General features: G+C 66.1%; 19 protein-coding genes and 5 pseudogenes. 11 read left to right on the top strand and 13 right to left on the bottom strand.

The features are described from left to right. Window positions 1–26: 26 nt before the first annotated feature. The 8 genes from CTJ15_RS01220 (at window position 27) to CTJ15_RS01255 (ending at window position 7,214) form a co-directional block, all read left to right on the top strand. The gene (locus tag CTJ15_RS01220; protein ID WP_019460519.1) at window positions 27–899 is read left to right on the top strand and encodes a branched-chain amino acid ABC transporter permease; all 873 of its coding nucleotides are present in this window, start codon (window positions 27–29) and stop codon (window positions 897–899) included. Window positions 900–910: 11 nt separating this feature from the next. Beyond that, window positions 911–1,918: a branched-chain amino acid ABC transporter permease gene (locus CTJ15_RS01225; RefSeq protein ID WP_019460518.1), complete on the top strand. Its 1,008-nt coding sequence runs from the start codon at window positions 911–913 to the stop codon at window positions 1,916–1,918. Next, window positions 1,905–2,615 carry an ABC transporter ATP-binding protein gene (locus CTJ15_RS01230; protein ID WP_099780880.1) on the top strand — a complete coding sequence of 237 codons (711 nt, stop codon included), beginning with the start codon at window positions 1,905–1,907 and terminating at the stop codon, window positions 2,613–2,615. The genes CTJ15_RS01225 and CTJ15_RS01230 overlap by 14 nt, the downstream gene beginning before the upstream one ends. Beyond that, complete coding sequence (locus CTJ15_RS01235) at window positions 2,608–3,315, top strand: ABC transporter ATP-binding protein (RefSeq protein WP_099780881.1); 708 nt, start codon at window positions 2,608–2,610, stop codon at window positions 3,313–3,315. The genes CTJ15_RS01230 and CTJ15_RS01235 overlap by 8 nt, the downstream gene beginning before the upstream one ends. Then, window positions 3,315–4,304 (top strand): nitronate monooxygenase family protein, encoded by a 990-nt coding sequence (locus CTJ15_RS01240; RefSeq protein ID WP_019460515.1) that lies wholly within the window; start codon window positions 3,315–3,317, stop codon window positions 4,302–4,304. Before CTJ15_RS01235 ends, CTJ15_RS01240 begins: the two co-directional genes overlap by 1 nt. A 60-nt stretch (window positions 4,305–4,364) precedes the next feature. After that, window positions 4,365–5,117 (top strand): enoyl-CoA hydratase-related protein, encoded by a 753-nt coding sequence (locus tag CTJ15_RS01245; protein ID WP_075821649.1) that lies wholly within the window; start codon window positions 4,365–4,367, stop codon window positions 5,115–5,117. 103 nt (window positions 5,118–5,220) lie between these two features. Beyond that, window positions 5,221–6,033: an IclR family transcriptional regulator gene (locus CTJ15_RS01250; protein ID WP_019460513.1), complete on the top strand. Its 813-nt coding sequence runs from the start codon at window positions 5,221–5,223 to the stop codon at window positions 6,031–6,033. Window positions 6,034–6,062: 29 nt separating this feature from the next. After that, complete coding sequence (locus tag CTJ15_RS01255; protein WP_099780882.1) at window positions 6,063–7,214, top strand: CaiB/BaiF CoA-transferase family protein; 1,152 nt, start codon at window positions 6,063–6,065, stop codon at window positions 7,212–7,214. Window positions 7,215–7,691: 477 nt separating this feature from the next. Here the strand turns inward: CTJ15_RS01255 and istB are convergent. The 3 pseudogenes from istB to CTJ15_RS01270 all read right to left on the bottom strand — a co-directional run. Next, window positions 7,692–8,556, bottom strand: a pseudogene (gene istB / locus CTJ15_RS01260) (IS21-like element helper ATPase IstB). Then, window positions 8,553–9,242: pseudogene (locus CTJ15_RS01265) on the bottom strand (integrase core domain-containing protein); the annotation flags it as partial. The pseudogenes CTJ15_RS01265 and istB, both read right to left, overlap by 4 nt. Before the next feature lie 73 nt (window positions 9,243–9,315). Next, window positions 9,316–9,612, bottom strand: a pseudogene (locus CTJ15_RS01270) (ATP-binding protein); the annotation flags it as partial. 63 nt (window positions 9,613–9,675) lie between these two features. Between CTJ15_RS01270 and CTJ15_RS01275 the strand changes: the two are divergent. Then, window positions 9,676–10,865 (top strand): IS3 family transposase gene (locus tag CTJ15_RS01275; RefSeq protein WP_216349041.1). Its coding sequence is split into 2 segments (ribosomal slippage): window positions 9,676–9,948 and window positions 9,951–10,865, totalling 1,188 coding nucleotides; the frame shifts between segments, so codons are not numbered across the junction. Here CTJ15_RS01275 and CTJ15_RS25210 read toward each other — a convergent pair. The 3 genes and pseudogenes from CTJ15_RS25210 to CTJ15_RS01290 all read right to left on the bottom strand — a co-directional run. Next, window positions 10,799–11,143, bottom strand: a complete 345-nt coding sequence (locus CTJ15_RS25210; protein ID WP_369923263.1) for an ATP-binding protein — start codon at window positions 11,141–11,143, stop codon at window positions 10,799–10,801. The genes CTJ15_RS01275 and CTJ15_RS25210 overlap by 67 nt on opposite strands. Before the next feature lie 67 nt (window positions 11,144–11,210). Then, window positions 11,211–11,399, bottom strand: a pseudogene (locus tag CTJ15_RS01285) (IS3 family transposase); the annotation flags it as partial. Between the two features lie 16 nt (window positions 11,400–11,415). Beyond that, window positions 11,416–11,673: pseudogene (locus tag CTJ15_RS01290) on the bottom strand (transposase); the annotation flags it as partial. A gap of 6 nt (window positions 11,674–11,679) precedes the next feature. On the opposite strand from CTJ15_RS01290, the gene CTJ15_RS24100 reads away from it, so the two are divergent. Both CTJ15_RS24100 and CTJ15_RS01295 read left to right on the top strand, forming a co-directional pair. Then, entirely contained in the window at window positions 11,680–11,943 is a 264-nt protein-coding gene (locus CTJ15_RS24100; RefSeq protein WP_026033623.1) for a hypothetical protein, read from the top strand. A gap of 91 nt (window positions 11,944–12,034) precedes the next feature. Continuing rightward, a complete protein-coding gene (locus CTJ15_RS01295) occupies window positions 12,035–12,367 on the top strand; it encodes a hypothetical protein (protein WP_193009541.1) in 333 nt (110 codons plus the stop codon). 108 nt (window positions 12,368–12,475) lie between these two features. Here the strand turns inward: CTJ15_RS01295 and CTJ15_RS01300 are convergent, their stop codons facing one another. From CTJ15_RS01300 to CTJ15_RS01330, 7 genes are all read right to left on the bottom strand, one after another. Next, window positions 12,476–13,498: a YncE family protein gene (locus CTJ15_RS01300; RefSeq protein WP_226945874.1), complete on the bottom strand. Its 1,023-nt coding sequence runs from the start codon at window positions 13,496–13,498 to the stop codon at window positions 12,476–12,478. 566 nt (window positions 13,499–14,064) lie between these two features. Next, window positions 14,065–15,066 (bottom strand): Gfo/Idh/MocA family protein, encoded by a 1,002-nt coding sequence (locus tag CTJ15_RS01305; protein ID WP_075821808.1) that lies wholly within the window; start codon window positions 15,064–15,066, stop codon window positions 14,065–14,067. Continuing rightward, window positions 15,066–16,022 (bottom strand): zinc-binding dehydrogenase, encoded by a 957-nt coding sequence (locus CTJ15_RS01310; RefSeq protein WP_075821817.1) that lies wholly within the window; start codon window positions 16,020–16,022, stop codon window positions 15,066–15,068. Before CTJ15_RS01310 ends, CTJ15_RS01305 begins: the two co-directional genes overlap by 1 nt. A 36-nt stretch (window positions 16,023–16,058) precedes the next feature. Continuing rightward, entirely contained in the window at window positions 16,059–17,006 is a 948-nt protein-coding gene (locus CTJ15_RS01315) for a hypothetical protein (RefSeq protein ID WP_058390612.1), read from the bottom strand. Next, window positions 17,003–17,773: a TIGR04290 family methyltransferase gene (locus tag CTJ15_RS01320; RefSeq protein WP_075821809.1), complete on the bottom strand. Its 771-nt coding sequence runs from the start codon at window positions 17,771–17,773 to the stop codon at window positions 17,003–17,005. The genes CTJ15_RS01315 and CTJ15_RS01320 overlap by 4 nt, the downstream gene beginning before the upstream one ends. After that, window positions 17,770–18,897 carry a glycosyltransferase gene (locus CTJ15_RS01325; RefSeq protein WP_075821810.1) on the bottom strand — a complete coding sequence of 376 codons (1,128 nt, stop codon included), beginning with the start codon at window positions 18,895–18,897 and terminating at the stop codon, window positions 17,770–17,772. Before CTJ15_RS01325 ends, CTJ15_RS01320 begins: the two co-directional genes overlap by 4 nt. Beyond that, a complete protein-coding gene (locus tag CTJ15_RS01330) occupies window positions 18,894–19,988 on the bottom strand; it encodes a glycosyltransferase family 4 protein (RefSeq protein WP_075821811.1) in 1,095 nt (364 codons plus the stop codon). Before CTJ15_RS01330 ends, CTJ15_RS01325 begins: the two co-directional genes overlap by 4 nt. Window positions 19,989–20,007 lie beyond the last annotated feature (19 nt).

The following is a 20,007-nucleotide window of genomic DNA, read 5'->3' on the forward strand; positions in this document are numbered from 1 at the left end:
CAGTTCAGCTTCCTCACCGAGGTGACATGACCGACCTCATCCTACAGGCGCTGTTCTCCGGGGTGCTGATCGGCAGTGTCTACGCGCTGGTGGCGTTGGGCCTGGCCCTGGCCTTCGGGGCCATGCGTATCATCAACCTTGCCCATGGCGAACTGGTGCTCCTGGCGGCCTACATGGCCTATTTCGTGGAGGCGAGCACCGGGCTGAATCCCTATGCCGCCATCCCACTGGCACTCCTCGCCGTCCTGCTCGTGAGCTGGATACTGGTCCTTCTCGTGAGCTGGATCAGGGAGCACCGCGAACTGAACTCGCTGATCCTGACCTTTGCCATGGGCATCATACTCACCAATGGCATCCTGCTGGTTTTCGCGAGCGATGTTCGCACCACGAACTCCGCCACACTGCAGGATGCTGTCTCCTTCGGGGATCTCTTCGCGATGCGTGGGGAGATCGTCGCCTTCTTCGTGTCCCTGGTGCTGATGGGGTTCCTCTGGTGGTGGCTGAAGTCCAGTTGGTACGGCCGTGCCATGCGCGCCGTATCGTCCAATCGTGATGCGGCACGGCTGATGGGCATAAACCCGGCCCGGATCGAGACGGCGTCCTTCCTGGTGGCCGGAGCCCTGGCGGCCTTTGCGGGCGTGGCTCTGTACACCATGAGCGTCATCCAGCCTGCCACCGGTCACGCCCTGACGGTGAAGGCCTTCATCATCACGGTGCTGGCTGGTGTCGGCTCGATCCCCGGCGTTTTCCTCGGCGCCCTTCTTCTCGGTGTCACGGAGGCCCTGACGGTAACGCTTGCCTCCTCCGCTCTCCAGGAACTGGCCGGGATGGTCCTCTTCCTTCTGGTCCTGTTCCTCCTGCCGAACGGCCTGTTCGGCGCACGTGCGCGTCGCGGATGAGAGCCGGCAGAATGTCCGCAACCTCCGCCCTCGGCCTCCGCACGAAGCCCCGTTACAACCGCTTGCCCATTCTTCTGGGAAGCGCCGCACTCGTGCTGGCCATCCTGCCTCTGGCTGCCGGTACCAGCCCCTATCTCCTAGGCCTGCTCATCTCGGCCCTGATCCTCTCCGGCCTGGCCCTGTCCTGGGCCCTGCTGGGCAATCTCGGCGGCATGGTCTCCTTCGGCCATGCAGCGTTCTTTGGAGTGGGTTCCTATGCTTCCGCCTTGCTGGCGGGAAAGCTCGGGATCCCGGTGCTTCTGGCCATTCCGCTCGGCGGCGCCTTCGCGACCCTGGCATCGCTTGCCATGCTGCCGGCGCTTCGCCTGTCCGGACCGTATTTCGCGCTTGCCATCCTCGCCTATGCGCAGATCTTCCGCATCCTGGCGACGGAGTTGGACTGGCTGACCGGCGGCTCGGCCGGGCTGCAAAGGTATCCCGGCCTGCCTGACATCCTGGGCCTCGACCTCGCGAGCCGGCCGGGAAGCTATGTCCTTGTCCTCGTCGCCGTTATCCTGTCCGCCATGGTCTACATGGCCATCCGGCGCAGCCACACCGGTACCGCGCTCCGCGCGATCGCCGACAGCGAGGATGCGACCCGTGTCGTGGGGGTCAACTCGACCCTCCTGAAGACCTGGATGTTGCTCCTTTCAGCCTTCATCGCGGGCGTGTTCGGGGCGCTGAACGCGCACATCATCGGTTTCCTGGAGCCCGACTACGCCTTTTCCAGCATCTGGAGTGTCATGCCCATCATTGCCGCGATCTTCGGCGGCTACCGTACCGTTCTGGGCCCTGTGCTGGGTGCCGTGGTGATCTACCTCTTCGACCAGGTCTTCGCGAAGAGCCTGATCCCCGTCGGGCACCAGATCCTGCTCGGCGTGTTGCTGGCCATCATGGTGCTGATCGCGCCCAACGGTCTCGCCGGCCTGATGTCGCGGTTCCGCGCCAAGCTGGGGGAGAAGAGCCATGCTGGAGCTTGATGCCGTTACCGTCCGGTTCGGCGGGCTCACCGCGCTTTCGGGCATTTCCTTTCAAATAGAAAGGGGAGAGATCCTGGGGCTTGTCGGACCCAACGGTGCAGGCAAGACAACGCTGTTCAACTGCATATCCGGCCTGGTGAAGGCCCGCGGACGCATCGCCTTCGAAGGCCGGGACATCATCGGCCTGCCGCTGCACAAGAGGGCCCGCGCCGGGATCGGCAGGACCTTTCAGATCACGCAGCCGATGCACCACCTTTCGGTCCGGGAGAACCTCACGGTGGCGCAGGTCTTCGGGGCAGGCCGGTTCGATCCGGTCCGGATCGGCGAGATCCTGGAGGTGATGGAACTGTCCCACAAGGCGGATCTGGATGCGGCCACGTCGCTGGCCCTACAGGAACTCAAACGCCTGGAGATTGCCAAGGCGCTGGCAACCGAGCCGACGCTTCTTCTCCTCGACGAGGTGCTGGCGGGTCTCGAAAGCAATGCGAAGCGCCTTTTCATGCTGAAGTTGAAGGAGCTTCATCGCCTGTTCGGCCTGACCATCGTGATCGTGGAACATGACATCGAAACGATATCGGAGCTCTGCACACGCGCCGTGGTACTGAGCTTCGGCCAGCTCATCGCCGATGGGGCGCCCGAGGAGGTCTTCCGCGATCCAGCGGTGATGGAGAGCTATACGGGGACCGCCCATGCTTGAGACCCGGCACCTGACCTCCGGCTACGGCGCCATCACCGTCCTCTGGGATCTCGACCTGACCTTCCGGGAGGGCGCCCTGACGGCCATCGTGGGCCCGAACGGGGCAGGAAAAACCACCCTGCTGCGCACGCTGGTCGGGCTCCTTCCCTACCAGGGCGAGATACTGCTCGGCGGCGAGCCGATCCGGCGCAGGACCTGGGATCTGGTCGGGGAGGGGATCGTCATGGTTCCCGAGGGCCGTTTGCTGTTCCGCGACATGACCGTGGAAGAGAATCTTTGCCTCGGTGCCTATCCCACACGGTGCCGGAGCGAGATGGCCGCCAACCTCGACCGCGTCTACACTTTCTTCCCGCGCCTCAAGGAACGGCGTCAGCAGATCGCGGGCTCGCTGTCCGGCGGCGAGGCGCAGATGGTCGCGATGGGGCGCGGACTGATGGCGAAGCCGCGCATCCTTCTCATCGACGAGCCGTCCCTGGGACTGGCACCGGTCATCGTGAAGGAGGTGTTCGACATCATTCGCCGGCTGAAGTCCGATGGCATCACCATCGTGCTCATCGAGCAGAACACCAGGATGGCTCTCGCCGTCGCTGACGATGTCCATCTGATGCGCTCGGGCAGGGTCGTCCTCTCGGATGCTGCGGCCGACATGGATCTCGACCGCCTGCACGACTTCTACTTCGCGAGGGAGGCGACGGGCTGATGGAGTATCCTGGCCGTCCCCTGCCGGAGCTGTTCCGCGACAGGCTGATGCTGCCTGTGATCGCGTCCCCCATGTTCATCGTGTCCCGCCCGGAGCTCGTCATCGCCGAGTGCCTCTCGGGGATCGTTGGATCCTTCCCGGCCTTGAATGCTCGCGCCCCGGATACGCTCGATGGGTGGCTGGAGCGGATCAAGGCGGAGCTCGCCGCCGCGCAGGCGGCAGATCCTGACCGCAGGATCGCGCCCTTCGCCGTGAACCAGATCGTGCATGCGTCGAATGACCGTTTGGAGCAGGACATGGAAACCTGCATCGCGCACGAGGTTCCACTCATCATCACCTCCCTGCGCGCGCCTGGTGAGGTCGTCCGCCGGGTCCACGCCTATGGCGGCCTGGTCTTTCACGACGTCACCACGATCCGCCACGCCGAGAAGGCGCTGGAAGCCGGCGTGGACGGGTTGATTCTGGTCTGCGCCGGGGCGGGGGGTCACGCCGGAACGCTCAGTCCATTCGCGCTCCTGGGGGAGGTGCGCCGCATCTACGATGGTCCCGTCGCGCTGGCGGGCGCCATAGCGACGGGCGACGCGATCCTCGCGGCCCAAGCTCTCGGCGCCGACTTTGCCTATATGGGCACCCGCTTCATCGCGACCGAGGAGGCGAACGCCGCTCCGCCCTACAAGGAGATGATTGAGGCGGCGAGCGCTTCCGACATCCTCTACTCGTCCTTCTTCACAGGCGTCCCTGGCAACTACCTGAAGCCGAGCATCGTGGCCGCCGGGCTCGATCCGGAAGCGCTGCCCCTCCTCGATAAGAGCGCGATGAATTTCGGATCGTCAGGCGTGAAGCCCTGGCGAAACATCTGGGGCGCCGGTCAGGGCGTTGGTGCGATCGCCGACACCCTCCCGGTGACGGAGGTGGTGGCGCGCCTGTCGCAGGAATACCGGAGCGCCATCGGCCGCCTTACCCAGACGACCGCACCGTTCCGAACCTAGTCAGCGTGGATCGGAGATCCCCCGATTTCGCGACCCGCCCCGCATATGAAAGATCCAGCGATGAAGACCGGCATTGTCACAACGTATCCACGGCCGGGAATCGTCCAGATAACCATGACCCGTCCGGAACGCCGCAACGCTCTTGATCGCGCGGCCTATCGGGCCTTGGCGGAAGCGTTGACCGACGCGGAAAGAGACAATGCTGTCCGTGCCATCGTGCTGACCGGCGCTGAGGGATGCTTCACGGCTGGAAACGACCTTGCCGACTTCCAGGACGTCTCCATCAACCATGAGTCCAGTGAGGGCCTCGGCTATCTCAGGGTTCTCGCCGAGGCTTCCAAACCCGTGCTGGCTGCCGTGGAGGGTTTCGCGATCGGAATAGGCACGACCATGCTGTTGCACTGCGATCTGGCCTATTCGGGTGCGGGCACCGTGTTCCGCCTTCCTTTTGCCCATCTGGGGTTGTGTCCCGAGGGAGCCTCCAGCTATCTGCTTCCTCTGGCGTCTGGCACGAAGCGCGCCGCCGAGCTCCTGCTTCTGGGTGAGGCTTTCACCGCGCAGATGGCTGCCGAGGCAGGTATCGTCAACGAAGTGACCGAGACCGGAGAAGCGCTCGCTCGCGCAATCGGAAAGGCGGAACTCCTGGCAGCACTGCCACCAGCGGCTCTTGCCACGACCAAGCGGCTGTTGCGCCGTACTCATGCACGTGCCGTTGCTGAAACTTTGGAGAGAGAGGCGGCGGAGTTTCATGCTCTGCGGCTTCAGCCGGCAGCCCAGGCGGCTTTCAGGGCTTTCCTGGAGCGGAAAAGATGAGACAGCCATCCTTGCGGTCTTCCCGAACCAAGAACTCCCTCTTGATCGCCCGCAAGAGCGCGTTACACCCGAAGAGGCCCCCGGAACTCCCAGAGGTAACTCCATGACCCAACCCGCGGCATTGCTGCCGGATCACGACATCGAGGGTGACGGAAAGGAAGACCGTCACTTCGTGACGGCCCTGGCGCGTGGACTCGAGATCCTGGCCTGCTTCAAGCGAGGCGAGACCTTCCTGGCGAATCAGGACTTCGCCGAGAGGTGCAAACTCCCTCGCTCGACCGTATCCCGCCTGACCTACACGCTCACGAAGCTTGGTTACCTGCATTTCGTTGAGGATGTCGGCAAGTACCGTCTCGGCACACAACTCATTGCCCTTGGCACGGTCGCGCTTGGTGGGCTCGACATAAGGCAGATGGCCCGGCCGGCGATGCGGGAGCTTGCCAGTTTCTCGAACGCCACGGTTGGGCTGGCGGTGCGTGATCGGCTTTCCATGCGCTACGTGGAATGTCTTCGCGGTCCGGCGGCGATATCGCTCAATATCGATGTTGGCGTCCGTATGTCGATGGTCCGCTCCTCGATAGGACGTGCTTTCATCTCTGTCCTGACGCCCAGCGAACGCGCGCCGTTGTTCGACGAGCTCCGCATGCTCGACCCACTCGCATGGCCCAGGATTCATGAGAGTCTTGAGAGCTCCATGGCCGATCACGCCACGCTGGGCTGTTGCTGTTCCTTTGGCGAATGGCAGAAGAGTGTCAGTGCGATCGCAGTCGGCTTCCGCCCCGGCGGCGGCTTGCCTCCGATGGCAATCAACTGCGGTGCGCCCACTGTCATCTCCGAGCCCCAGTTTCTCTTGGACGAGGTCCGTCCGCGGCTTGTGGAAATGGTTCGACGCCTTGACGGTGTCATGGGTGCGTGAGGGCTGGTTTTTCTCGGAGTTGCCATCTCATGGATCAACCTGTTGCATACGCCAACGAACCGGATAACGGCTTACCTCTGGCGGGTGTGCGCGTTCTGGACCTGTCCCGCATTCTCGCAGGACCGTGGTGCGCCATGGTGCTTGGCGATCTCGGCGCAGAAGTGGTGAAGGTCGAGCATCCGACCCGCGGCGACGATACGCGTGACTGGGGACTTCGCACCGGTCCAACCAACACGTCGTACTTCGATGCCGTGAATCGCAACAAGAGCTCTATCGGTGCCGATCTTTCGGCACCCGAGGGGATGACGGCAATCCGGAAGATGGCCCGCGAATGCGATGTCCTGGTCGAGAACTTCAAGACGGGCGGCGCCGACAGGCTCGGCCTGGGCTACGAGGCGCTGAGGGAGGAGAATCCCGGCCTCATCTACTGCTCGATCAGCGGCTATGCTTCTGATGGGCCTGAGGCCGCGCGACCGGGCTATGATCTGCTTGTTCAGGGGGAAGCCGGCCTCATGGCCCTCAATGGGGAAGCCGGGCAGGCGCCGCTGAAGTTCGGCGTGGCTGCGGTTGATCTGTTCACCGGGCAGTATGCGGCGCAGGCGGTGCTTGCTGCGCTGTACCAGCGTGGCCGTACCGGCAAAGGGCGGCGGATAGAGCTTTCCCTGTTCGATTGCGGCGTGGCCATCACATCCTACTACGGATTGGAGGCCCTGGTTCAGGGAAAGGATCCACCACGCTACGGCAATTCGCATCCATCGATTGTTCCTTACGGTGTGTTCGAGGCAGCGGATGGACCGCTGCTTATCACGGTTGGCAACAACGCACAGTTCCGCCGTTTCTGCGCGCGCGTGATCAATCGACAGGAACTCCTGGACGACGTCAGGTTCTCCACGAATCTAGAACGTTCAACAAACCGTGCCCTTCTGATCCCTGTCATAGAAGAAGAACTGCGAAAGAAGACCCGGAGTCAGCTTCTACAGCTCCTGCGAGAAGAAGGAATTCCGGCGGGGGAAGTTCTCGGTCTTCACGAGGCCCTGCTTTCTCCCCGCACCGAGGCCAGCGGAATGGTGGTGCGGTCGGAGGATGGTGCTGCAACACGCTGGGTTCTGGCTCCCCCGTATCGTTTCGATGGCCGCCGCCTTCCCGTTCGCTCTCTCCCGCCTCCTTTGCGGAAGGGATAGATCGAGGACAGCCCTCTGTTTTGACCGGAACGGAGGTTACCCGGTTGGGACAGCAAGTGTGACGCGGTCCTGATAAGGGCCGGTGTGGAGATCCAGCTTGCGCCTAGCGATCGGGCGCTGGTTCTCGCGGTGGACGAGAGGAACCAGATCCGAGCCCTCGACCGCACCCCAGTCGGAACTGTCGCTGATCCTGGCACCTCCTGCGGAGAAGGCCAATGCGAAAGTACACCCATTCCATCCAAGGCAAGGAATCCACATCCTGGGAGGAGCTGTCAGCCCACCTTCAGGAGGTTTCGATGCGGACGGCTTCTTTCGCAAATCCCCTTGGATGGTCGGAAATGGCGCGAGCTGCTGGCCTCCTTACCGCCGCGGACACAACCAAGTGGAGTGATTCCAGCAGACGTTTCCCGCGTGTTAACGCCGGGGGAAAGCTCCGCAGAAGTGCCGAGGCAAAAATCCCCAGTTTGCGGTTGGTGGTCAGCCGGCGAGTGGGTCGAGGCTCCTGATCTTCGGAGGCCTGCCACGTCGGCGCGGCGGCACCTGGGCAATGGTAACCGGCAGGGGGCGGAGGTTGTCCGGCACAAGGTCAGCGTGCTGGCGCAGCCGGTAGCTCGCGCCCTCGATCTGCACCACCACGGCATGGTGCAGCAGCCAGTCCAGCAGTGCGGTGGCGACCACGGCATCGCCGAACACCTCGCCCCATTCGGCAAAGCCGCGGTTCGAGGTCAGGATCATCGCCCCACGCTCGTAGCGCGCGTTCACCAGCTGAAAGAACAGGTTGCCGTTGCCGGCCGTGATCGGCAAGGTAGCCGATCTCATCGACGATCAGCAGCGCGGCGCGGCACAGATAGCGGATCCGCTCGCGCAAGTTTCCCTCGCGCTCGGCCCGGGCCAGCGAGGCGACGAGATCGGCCAGGGTGGTGAAGCAGACGCTGTGCCCGGCGCGCACCGCCTCGACCCCCAGCGCGATGGCGAGGTGGCTCTTGCCGGTGCCGGGCGGCCCCAGCAGGTGCACCACCTCGTGGCGGGCGATGAAGTCGAGCTGTGCGAGCGCCAGAATGCGCTGCCGGTCGAGCGAGGGCTGGAACGAGAAATCGAAGCTCGCCAGCGTCTTGACCGTGCCCAGGCGTGCCATCTGCAGCGCCGCCTTGACCCTGCGGCCCTCGCGCAAGGTCAGCTCCTCGGCCAGCAGGGTGTCGATCGCCTCCAGTGCGCCGATCTCGCCGCGCTTGATCTGGCACATGGTGTGGTCGAGCACCTCCAGGGCACGCGGTATCCGCAGGCCGACCAGGTGGCGCCGCACCCGCTCGAGGGTGACCGGGACGGGCAGTTCCTCCCTCATTTCCAGATGCCCCGCTCGGCCAGGCGTTGTCCCACCGCGGCATAGAAGTCGAGTGGCCGGCGCGACACATGCTCGCCTGGGCGGAGCGGGACTGGCGTTGGTTTGTCCACCGCGCCCAGGGCATGCCGCCGCTGCTGCCGATGTCCTCCGGTGATCCGGCACTGGCCACGTCCTTCGAGTACCGGGTGGCTGGCCACCAGCTGCCTGGCCTCGAAGACCTGCACGGTGTCAGGTAGCAGATGCACCTCCACCGGCCGGCGGCGGGTGCTGTCGGGCACGCTGTACAGGTTGCCGCCCACCGAGACCATGCCGTCGCGGGTGATCCGCCGCTCCAGGCGCAGGGTTGCCTGGAACGGGCCAGCCGGCAGCGGCTGGAGGCTGGGGCGTTCCGCGGCAAAGTGTTCGGTCACCACCCGCCCGGTGGTCGCGTGCACCCGTTGGTTGGCCACCGTATCCAGCCACTGCCGGAGCTGAGCATTGAGGTCGTCGAGATTGCGGAAGCTGCGCGCGAGAAAGAAGTCCTCGCGGATGTAGCGGAACGGCCGCTCCACCTTGCCCTTGCTCTGCGGCCGATAGGGGCGGCACGCCTTGGGCAGGAAGCCATAATGCCGGGCACAGGCCAGCAGGGTGGGATTGTAGGCGATGCCCGCTGCCGCATCCTCGCCGGTGACGACGGTGCGCATGCGGTGTCAACGGCGGTCGAATTCTCCCCAGAAGTGGCGGATGAAATCTCCCCAGTTCGTTGGGGGCTTGGGTCGGTTAGGAGGCGGCCATCATATCTGCGGCTGATTTGGGTGGGCGACTGCGGCGCTTGGGTTGTGGCCCCGGATGGGAGCTGGGCGGTGGGACGGGCGGCAACAGGTCGGCGTGCTGGCGCATGCGGTAGCTTGAGCCTTCGATGTGCACGACCACGGCGTGGTGGAGCAACCGATCCAGCAGGGCCGTGGCGATGACGGGGTCACCGAACACCTGACCCCATTCGGCAAAGCCGCGGTTGGAGGTCAGGATCATGGCGCCGCGTTCGTAGCGGGCATTGACCAGCTGAAAGAACAGGTTCCTGGACTTCCCCCTGTGGGGTGGAGGGTTTGGTAAGGAACCCGAGCACCCTTGGAGGGCAGCATGGCGGAGAAGCGGACCCGACGCCGGTTCACGGCGGAGTTCAAGACAGAGGCGGTCAGGCGACTGCTCGAAGGCGGACGCGGGCTATCGGAGGTGGCCACCGAGCTTGGGCTCAGCACGGGCCAGCTGAGCACGTGGCGGACGGAGCAGCTGGCGGCCGGCTCGGCCGAGGCCTTGGCTGTGCGCAAAGCCGAGGAGGCCGAGACGCAGCGGCTGCGGCGTGAGGTGAAGCGGCTGGAGGAGGAGAACGTCATCCTGCGCAAGGCCGCGGCGGTTTTTGCCAAAGGGATTGCGTGACGAAGTTCGCCTTCGTGTCAGCCGAGCGGGGCAACCACGCCGTCGCGACCCTATGCCGGGTCATCGGCGCGAGCGTCTCCGGCTTCTACGCCTGGCTGCACGCGATCCCCACCGTCCAGACCCGAGCGGAGGCCGAGGCCGATCTGCGCGGGCACATCGACCGGATCTTCGCTGCCGGGCGCCGGGTCTATGGTTCGCCACGGGTTCATGCCGAGTTGCGCCGAGAGGGGCGCCGACATGGCCGACGGCGCGTGGAGCGGCTGATGCGCGAGATGGGGCTCTGCGCGCGCCAGGGGCGCCGTCGGGTGCCGCGCACCACGAACAGCCGCCATGACCTCCCGATCGCCCCCAACCTGCTGCTGCGGAACTTCGCGGCCGAGTGGCCAGATCAGGTGTGGTTGGCCGACATCTCCTACCTGCCTACCGGGGAGGGCTGGCTGTATCTGGCCGCGATCAAGGACATGGCCACGCGCGAGATCGTCGGCTGGTCCATGGCCGACCCTCTGAGGGCGGAGTTGGGCATCGATGCACTGGTCATGGCACTCCAGCGTTGCCGGCCGGGGAAGGGTCTGATCCTACACAGCGATCGTGGGGTGCAATATGCCGCCGCCGATTACCGCCTCGTACTGGAGCGGCATGGCATCACACAATCCATGAGCCGCCGGGGCAACTGCCTGGACAACGCGCCCATGGAGAGCTTCTTCGCCTCGCTCAAGAAGGAGCACATCCACCAAGCCCACTTCCGCACCCGCGCGGAGGCGAAGGCGGCGGTGTTCGACTACGTCGAGGTGTTCTATAATAGGCAGCGCCTGAACTCAGGCGTCGGCTACCGTACGCCCACCGAGGCGCGGGTAGCCATGAGTGCGGAGGCCGTCATGCCGATCGCCGCATGATGCTCTGATCTCACCCCTCCACCCCGCAGGGGGAAGTCCATCCCGGCGGCAGCGCCCAATGTCACGTAGCCGATCTCGTCGATGATCAGCAGTTGGGCGCGGCAGAGATAGCGGATGCGCTGGCGCAAGCGTCCCTCACGGTCGGCGCGGGCAAGGCTGTCGATGATGTCGGCCAGCGGGCAGAAGTAGACGCTGCGTCCGGCCCGGACGGCCTCGACGCCGAGGGCGACGGCAAGGTGAGACTTGCCGGTGCCGGACTGGCCGATGAAGTGGACCACCTCGTGCTTGTCGATGAAACCGAGGCTGGCCAGTGGTTTTGCTTCGGTTTAGTGGAGAGGTGTTGGATCAGTTGGCGGCCATCTTCTCGAACTGGGCCGGGCTTGTGAAGTCGAGCGCGGAGTGGCGCCGGACAGGGTTGTAGAAACCATCGATGTAGTGGCCGATGGCCTGCTCGGCATCCTGGCGTGTTTCGAACATGGTTCGCCAGGCCCTCTCCGTCTTCAGGGTCTTGAAGACGGTCTCGACCATGGAGTTGATGCTCCTATGTTGGTCAAGGGCCATTTGAGACTGCGGACTGAGCGGTTGGCCTGCAGAGACTATTGAAGATTTCCTGGGCGATGTACCGCTTCAGACAGCGTCGGATCTCCCGAAGAGACTTGCCCTCGGCTGTTCGACGATGGACATAGGCTTTCGTTTCGGGATAGGAGCGCATCCGGACAACGGCCACGCGATGCAGCGCAGCGTTGGCTCGTCGGTTGCCGCCCCTGTTGAGACGATGGCGGGTGGTCTTGCCGCTGGATGCCGGGAGGCGCGCATGATCGACCAGCCACGCCGTTGGGTCGGCGGGGCCATGGTGCTGGCCGTCGCCAGCTTCGCGTTGCTCGGGCCGCTCGGAGGGGTGGACCCGCTGCGGCAGGACCTTTCCGCGGTGCTGCGGCCACTGGGCAGCGGGAACCATCCCCTGGGCACCGACCATCTCGGCCGCGACATGCTGGCGCGTCTGTCGCATGCGGCGGCCTCTCGCTTGGCTCCGCCCTGGCGACCGCCCTCTGCGCCGCCAGCGCTGGCACGCTGCTAGGCCTGCTCGCCGCCCTGCGCGGCGGCATCCTGGAAAGAGGGCTGCTGGCGCTCTCGGACACGGTGCAGGCGGCGCCCGCATTGCTGCCCGCATGATCTTCGCCGCCGTCGCGCCTGGCGGGCTGGTAACGCTGTATCTGGGTCTCTCACTGGTACTTTGGGTTGAGTTCTTCCGCTTGCGGGCGCTGTTGCTCGATCCCGTTCTGCTCTTTGCCGACGAGGCGATCTCGCGTCTCGACCCGGTGACCCAGCAGGAGGTGATCGGGCTGCTGCAGGAAACCGTCACCGAGCACGGTATGGCGCTGCTGATGGTGACGCATGAGGACGCCCTGGCCGAGAAGGTCGCGAGGCGTATCGTACGTCTGAACCAGCCACAAATGCCTCAGGCTGCTCTACATGCAGCCATGGCTCGTGCAGCCGCCTGACGGGCTGTCTTGGAACCGCTTCTGCGGACCTTTGCCTTACCAGCAGCGCCGGACGATCCGGATGGATCGTCCGGCGCTGCCTCTGTCCGGTTGGAACAGAGCTCCGGATCAGAGGGTGATCCGCGCCACGCTCTCTTTCTCCTTGATCTTTTCGAAGGGGAGCTTGACCGAGACGAAGGCCGTGCCGGTCTTCTCGTCCAACGCCAGGCTGTTGGGATGCGGCGGTAACGGCACGGTCTCGGCGACGCTGTGGCGATCCGTGTCGAGCACGCTCACCGAGCCGGAGCTCCGGTTGGTGACGAAGAGCCGCTTGCGCGCGGCATCGAGGCGCAGCGCCACCGGTCCCTGTCCCACCGGCGTCTCCCAGAGCAGCTTTCCACTCTCCGGCTCCAGCGCCACGACGCGGTTGCCGGGATTCTTCGACACGAAGCCTGGGATCATCTTCTCCTTGTAGCGGGTCAGGTTCTCCATGCCCTGGTCCACCGCCAGCACGGCGCCGCTGGCGGAGTCATAGGCGAGGTTCAGCGGCTGCTCCGCACCGCCGGCCTCCACCGAGTGGTGCAGCTCCTGCGTCTTCCGGTCGATGGTGCAGAGCTGGCCCGCCAGGGTCGAGACAAAAAGGCGGTCCTTTGCCGCGTCCAGGGCGATGCCGGTCGCGCCAGGACCGATGCCGGTGATCGGCTTCTCCGCCGTCAGGTTCTTCGTGCTAACGACATAGACCTGGCTGTCCTTCATGCCGAGCCCGGGCAGGTACAGCCGCTCCCCGGAGGGATCGAGGAGCAGCTCCCGCAGCTTGTAGGGATACTCCTCCTTGCCATCCTCGCCCTTCACCTTGGTGGCGAGGCGCAGCGTCCCGAGAACGTGATTCTCGCCGATATCCACCACGCTGACCGCGGCGTCCAGGCCGTGGCCAACATAGAGCCGGCCGGCCATGTCATCGAGAGCCACGCCGAAGCCACGCAGCGGCAGCGTCAGTTCTGACCTGATGGCGAGGCTTTGCGGATCGAGGCGAAGGAGCCGGCTGGCTGGCGCGCCCTCGGCGAAGCCGCCCGCCGAAAGCACGAACAACGCGTTCCGAGAGGGGCTGAAGGCCAACTCATAGAGGGCCGGTGCCACCTCGACTTGTTTCATCTTCGGCGCAGCCCATGCTGGGCGCATGGCGGCCACGGCAAGCCCGCTCGTCAGCAATCCCAACGTCCTGCGCCGGGACATCGTGGCCGTTCCTGAGCGCAGGCAGACGGGGTTGAGCATGTGTTTCTCCTTTTCGACGATGGCCTGGGATGCCGTGGCCCAGGCAGACGGCTGGAAAGCGGCAACCAATGGCGCGCCTGCTCTCCTCAGGCCGACTACCGTTAAACGATTATGATTATCATTATCAATAACACTGAAGGCAAGCCTGGACTGCCAGTAGCGTTGGGCAAGGCCGAGCAGCGGAAACCCCGGGATGTGGCCCGGCTGCTCCCGCGCAGTGGCGTCCCGTGCTGCGCGCCAGCCTGCCGCTCTGCCGCACAAAGCCGTGGATCATGGACAGGCCAAGGCCGTTCCCCTGATCCAGCCTCCAGGGCCGCGTTGACATAGCGGTTGGCCCCCCTGACCTGCACCTGGGGATACCTGTCTTCAGCAGATCCAGGCTACCGATGACGCCGTTCAGCGTGTCTCAGGGTTCCGGGAAATCGCACCTGTGCGACGAGGGAGCATCATGCCGCGCCATAGATGCGGTCCAGAGTGGCTGAGACCGTGACGAGGTGCTCGGCGGCGGGATCGAAACACTCGCCTTCCGACAGGCGACGAGCCCAGTCCATGGCCGCGCGCCCGCCCCAGAAATCGGGTGGCACAGAGAGCACGTCGCGCGTGGTGCCACGGAAGCGCTCCGCCGTGAAATCGTAGAAGGAGCCGCCCAGGTTGCGCAGCGCGGCACCGCCCTCGGTGCCATAGAAGCTGGCGGAGATCACCGCGTCGCAACCAGCCTGGAGGCGCCAGGAGCAGGCGAGCTGGACCGCCGTGCCGCCGTCAAGCGTCAAGGTGGCGAGGGCATAGTCCTCTACCCGGTCCGGTCGGCGGCCGGGCGCGGAGCGCAATGGCTCGCCGCCCGCGAAGAGCCGGCCAGAGACCGTCTCGACCTCGGGGAAGTCCAGGGCCCAAAGGGCGAGATCCACCAGATGGACCCCCAGATCCATGACGCAGCCGCCGCCCGACTGCGCCGGGTCATAGAACCATGGCTTGTCCGGCCCATAGGCATTGTGGAAGACGAGATCCACCGCATAGATCCGCCCCAGGGCACCGGCCTGCAGCAAGGTCCGGATCTGCCGCATGCCCTCGGTGAAGCGGTAGGACAGGTCCACGCCCAGCAGCCGGTCCGCCGCGCGGGCGGCCTCCACCACGGCACGCGCCTCAGCGGCGTCGCGGCCCAGGGGTTTCTGGCAGAAGACCGCCGCGCCGGCGCGCAGGGCGCGGATGGACTGCTCCGCATGCAGGGCGCTCGGCGTGGCGATCACCACGCCGTCCGGCTTCAGCGCCAGCATGGCGTCGAGATCCGGCACCAATGCGGCTCCGGGAGCGAGGCGCTGAGCTTCCGCCGCCATGCTGGGGGAGGGATCGGAGATGGCCACTGCCTCGGCGTGGCTGTCCTGGAGGATGGCTTCCATGCGGTGGCGGCCGACCCAGCCGGTGCCGAGGAAGCCCAGGCGGGGGCGGCGCATCACCGGGGAACCACCACGGCCTTGATGAAGCCGTCCGGGCGGTCGCGGGTGGCGTTCAGCGCCTCGTCCAACCGTTCCAGCGGGTAGCGATGGGTCAGCAGGCGGGCCGGATCGATGCGGCCTGCCGCGACTGCGTCCACGGCCTCACGGATGCCTTGCACGTAGATGGCCGGGTCGCGCTCGTGCGCGTTGATCACGTCGATGCCGCGCCAGTTCCATAGCCACATGTTGACCTGCCTCGGCCCGTCCTGGTGATAGCCGGCGACGATCAGGCGGCCACGCTCGCGCACCAGCTCGGCGGCGAGGTCGAGCGGCCACTGCTTGCCGACCGCCTCGATCACGCGTTCGCAGAACCGGCCATCCGTCAGCGTCTTCACGCGCTCGATGATGGCATGGTGGTCCTCCATCGGGATGGTCTCTGCGGCGCCCATCTCACGCGCCAGGTCGAGCGAGGTGGTGCGGCGGGAGATAGCGATGACCCGCGCTCCCGCCTCAGTGGCCAAGCGGGTGAGGATGGCTCCGAGAAAGCCGATGCCGACGATCGCCACCGTCTGCCCGGCTTCGATGGCGCTGCGGCGGAAGATGTTCATGGCACAGCCCAGCGGCTCGCCCGGGAAAGGCTTCCCGGCCAGGGAGGCCGGCAGCGGAACGACCGCCTCAGACGCGGCCAGATCGTACTCGGCATAGCCGCGATAGGTGAGGGCGGCGACACGGTCCCCGACCGTTAGGCCGGCGACGCCCTCGCCCAGCGCATCCACCCACCCCCAGGCTTCGTGCCCCAGGTCGCCTGGAGGAGTGGGGAAGCGCATCCAGTCCGGCCCCGCCCAGGGCGTGAGGTTGGAAGCGCAGACGCCGCAACCCTCCAGGCGCAGGCGCACCTGCCCGGGGCCGGGCTGCGGCAGGGGAACATCCTCCAGCCGGATCTGGCCGGGAGCGACGAGAACCACCGCCCGCATGGTCGGCGCCAGCGTGTCAGCCAAGCTCCTCTCCTCTCAGAGCGCCGAGGTGACAAGGCCGGGTGCCGGAGCCGCGACGCCGGTGCCCGCAGCCGTGCCCGGAGCGTAGCGCCGGACCATGCTGGCGCAGAACTCGGCGAATTCCTGCGGCACCTGCGGCGGGCTGGTGTGATGCGGGGCGATGCCGCGGTGCTCCGGCGTGAAGCAGAAGGTAACGGTGACGTTGAAGTCGCGCAGCGCTTCCATCTGACGATCGAACCAGTCGAGCGCATTGGGGCGGAAGCTGTCGGCCCAGGAGAGGCCGGTGCGGAGATAGGTGACGCCGAGCCGCTTCATCCAGGCCACGGCATCGTCCAGCCGGTGGTCGTGATAGTGGAACCACTGGCACAGGCCCATCGCCGGCGCGTGCTTCGCGAAGTGTTCCGCCGCGGGCTTGGGGGAGCCGTCCTCGCGCAGCAGGCCCATGTAGAAATGCCGGTAGTAGGAGGACCCCTCGGCCTCGCGATGGCGCGTGGTGGCTCCCCACTCGCGCGGCAGGTCATAGAGGCTGTACCAATGGATGCGGGGTGCCTGGCCGATCAGCAGCTCCGCGGTGCGATTCAGGCCCCAGACCTGCACCTCCTCGGCCCCGAAGGTGGAGATGCCGACCTCGCTCACCCAGATCGGCTTGTCGGTGACGGCGCGGATCTCGTTGATCCTCGCTGGCCATTCATGGATCTGCCAGAGGTTCCAGTCGAGCGGGAAGCCGTGCACCGCCACGGCGTCCACATGGTCCAGCACGCCGTAATCGCGCATCCTGTTCACAAAGCCGGGATCGATCGGTGAGATGCCGCCGAGCACGCGGGTGAGGTTCGGGTTCTCGACATGGATCGCCCGGCCGGCGGCGCTCGCGGTTTCGGCGAAGAGGCGCCATTCCGGGTCGAGCTCCGGATCCCAGTGGGACTTGTTGTTGGGCTCGTTCCAGATCATCGCGGCTTCGATCACGCCTGCGGCTCCTTCGCGGGGTAGATGGCGCCGGCCCCTTCGGGAGCCTCGGCGCGGCGGCAGAGATAGACCTCCTGCTCCGGGTGCCCGATGATGGCGAAGCCGGCAGAGCGCAGCATCGCCTCGGCACAGGCTGCATTGGGCACCCACCAGTTGGTCGGATCGTGGGAATAGCGCTGCTCCACGAAATGGAGCTTCGGATAGCGAGCATCGTCGAAGACATCGGTTTCGGCGAAGTCGTAGTCCGGCTGCAGCGGCATGGCCTCGGTGGCGCCGCGCTGCATCGACTGAAACAGCAGAAGATCGTGCGCCACGTGCTCGTGGATCAGGTCCAGCGCCAACAGCGGGTGGCGCAGGTGGTAGAGCACGCCCATGAAGATCACGACGTCGAAGCGCTCGCCCAGCCGCGCCACGTCATAGACAGAAAGGTTGCGAAACTCGATCTCCTGTCCCAGCACCTCCGCCGCGAAGCGGGCCTGGGCCAGGTAGCGGTCATCGGAATCGATGCCCAGCACGCGGTCGGCGCCGCGTCGCTTCATCTCGATCGAGTAGAAGCCTCCGTTGCAGCCGATGTCGAGAACGCTCCGGCCGCGCAGATCGGCAGGCACGACATGGGCGAAGCGGCGCCACTTGCTGGCAGGATAGTCATGGAGGAAATGGTTGGGCGCGGTCTTCACTCCATCCAGGTCGATGTTGTGGAACCACTCGCCGAGCGCCTCGGCACGCCGGCGGATCTCGTCGTGCGCAAGCCGGCTGGTGCTGCTCATGATGCGGTCTCCTCGATGGCGGGGGGGCCTGCCGCGGCGGTGCCGAGCGAGGCGAGCATGGCCAGGAGCTCGTCCACGCGGTGGGCGCAGCTGTGTCGTGCCTGGATGGTCTCCAGTCCGCTGGCGGCGAGGGTAGCGCGCAGGGCGGGATCGTCGCACAACGCGGCGAGATGGCGCGTCATCTCCGTCCCATCGCGCGCCACCAGGAAGTCCTGTCCAGGACGGAACAGGCCCTCGGAATCCTGCCAGGGGGCGGAGACCAGCGGGATGCCGCAGGCCAGCGCCTCGAAGACCCGAATGGTGGGAATGCCCGGCAGCATCTCCACATAGAAGCGGCGAGGGACATGCACCGTGGCCAGGTGCCGGGCGAAGACCTCGGGCGCGCGGGCATTGGGCAGCCAGCCCCGGAAGCGGGCGCCATGGTGTTCCAACATGGCTCGGGCCTCGGCTGGATAACGCACGCCGTGGATATCCAGCCCCAGGTGCGCCTCACGGGCGGGACGGAGCAGGAACTCCTCCAGCTCGGCACCGCGCTCTCCATCCCCCCAGTTGCCGATCCAGACAAGGCCTTCTCGGGCCTGCTCCGGCGCTGGCGGGTGGAAGAGCCGCGTGTCGGCGGCCTCGTGCCACACAAAGACTCGGTCGCCCCATCCCCAACGCCGGTAGACTTCGGCCAGCGTCGCGCCGAAGGCCAGCACGGCGTCGTAGCCGTCGAGATCGAACTGCCGGATCGCTTCCGGATCGCTGACGGCGCGGTGGTGCGTATCGTGGAAAAGCAGTGTGAAGCGCGCACCCTGCCGCCGCATCCGCCCGAGCGCGGCGACGAGGGACGGATCGTTCCACTCGTGCACGATCACCACGTCAGCTTCCTGCAAGGCGGATCCCGTCTCGTCGAGAGTCGCGAAGATGCGTGGCTGCAACTCTGGATAGAGGCTGCGGAAGGCGTCCAGACCGGCTTCGCCATGGTCGCGCAGAAGGTTCTCACGGCTCCAGGCGCCCGCGGGCTCCAGCGCCACGACCCCGTGGCCGCGGTGAAGCAGGTCGCGCAGCACGCCACGCAGGAAATGCGCGTTGCCATGGTTCCAGCAGGAGGCGAGGGAGTGGGTGAAATAGACGAATTTCACGGAACGGTGGCTTCCATCGTCACGGGACCGATCGGTTGCGGTAGGGAGTCATAAAGGGCCAGCATGGCATTCGACATCGCGGCCGTGCTGTAGCGACGCGCGCGTTCCCGGGCGGCATCGCCAAGGCGGTCGCGCTCCGCCCGGTCAGCCATCATCCGGTCCAGTGCCAGCGCTACGGCGGCCTCGTCATCGGGCGGCACGAAGACAGCGGCTCCATCCCAGAGCTCCCGAAAGGTGGGAATGTCGGACAGGACGAGGGCGCAACCCGCCTGCGCGGCCTCCAGCACTGCAAGGCCGAAGGGTTCGTAGCGGGCCAGGGAAGCGAAGACCGGCCGCTGAGCCAGCAGCACCGTGACTTCCGTCTCATCCAGCCGGCCCAGCGAATGGATATGCCGCAGGGCGATATGGGCGCCATTCGGCCCCTCGGTGGCGCCGGCCGCCTGCACAGGCCAGCGAAGGCGCCCTGCTGCGCGGTCCAGAACCGCCACGTTCTTGCCCTCGTCCCAGAGGCGGCCGAGCGTAAGCACCGAGTCGACCTGCGATGTGGAGCCTGTCCAGGCGAGGGGCCGCCGGCCGTTCCAGACGGCGGTCGGCTGTTCCGCCAGATCATGCACGGTGGCTGTGGCGGCCGCGAAAGCCCGTGTCGGTGCCACCAGAGCCGAGGAGGCAGCATAGCCCTGGCGGAGCAACGTCGTGCGCCACAGGAAGTCCGGCGGCAGGGGACTGTCGCGCATCGTGGCCCACCAAGTGGCGAGGCAGGAGTGGCAGACAGAGACCACGGGCACCGGGAACGCCGCCAGTGCCGCGAGGCTAGGCGTGTTCAGTTGCGCCACCTCCGCGCCGGTCTCGCGACACAGGCGCGCCACGGCGGCCGCGGTACGCTTCAGTTCCCCGGGATCTTCAGCGAGCCAGTCGAGCGGCAGGCTGGTGAGGTGGAGGTCGAGACCGGGAACCTGGCGTGCCTGAAGCCTCTGTGACATGCCCGGCGCGGGACCGAGAACGGCAAGGGTCGTCCGCCAGCCCCGCGCGGCGAGGCCCTCGGCGAGATCCAGGGCATAGGTCCAGACGCCGCCCACCGCATCGGCCGTCATCAGCAGATGCCTCTTGCCG

Origin of the sequence: Roseomonas sp. FDAARGOS_362 (assembly GCF_002754815.1) — a bacterium.
Lineage (GTDB): Bacteria > Pseudomonadota > Alphaproteobacteria > Acetobacterales > Acetobacteraceae > Roseomonas > Roseomonas mucosa.